This is a genomic window from Streptosporangium oxazolinicum (assembly GCF_039537505.1).
In the GTDB taxonomy this organism is placed as follows: Bacteria; Actinomycetota; Actinomycetes; order Streptosporangiales; family Streptosporangiaceae; genus Streptosporangium; species Streptosporangium oxazolinicum.
Genome location: NZ_BAABAQ010000051.1, coordinates 1 through 538, shown reverse-complemented (window position 1 = coordinate 538; position 538 = coordinate 1). Strand labels below are relative to the sequence as shown.

1 rRNA gene is annotated in these 538 nt (G+C 61.7%); it reads right to left on the bottom strand.

What is annotated here, in order from left to right:
- Window positions 1-454 precede the first annotated feature (454 nt).
- Window positions 455-538, bottom strand: a 16S ribosomal RNA gene (locus tag ABD817_RS39480); the annotation flags it as partial.

The window sequence follows — 538 nt, the reverse complement described above, 5'->3', positions numbered from 1 at the left end:
CCTGATGCCAAGGCATCCACCGTGTGCCCTAAAAAACTTGGCCACAAAGATGCTCGCGTCCACTATGCAAATCTCAAACAACAAACAGCGACCACACCAGACCCGCCACCAGACACCCAGGAAACCCCTGAGCCGATGTGACAGACGGCTGGTCCCGCACGAGGCCAAACAGACACCCACCCCGAACCCGGGGCAGACACCCAGGGCCACCACCAACCGGCAGCAGCCCCGAGACATGGTCCGTTTCCTCAGGACCCAACAGTGTGTTCGAACCCGCTCAACCCCTGACACCGTCGTTCCCACTCCCTCACGCGGAGGGCGGTACTAGCCGGTCAGCGATCATGCTGATCCGAGTAGCCAGTGCTCCACTAATGAGCGTGCCGCGCAGGGAACACTCGCCCCTGACCGCGACGTAGACCCCACAGCTTGCGCTGTGAAGGCCGGTGCTCCTTAGAAAGGAGGTGATCCAGCCGCACCTTCCGGTACGGCTACCTTGTTACGACTTCGTCCCAATCGCCAGCCCCACCTTCGACCGCTC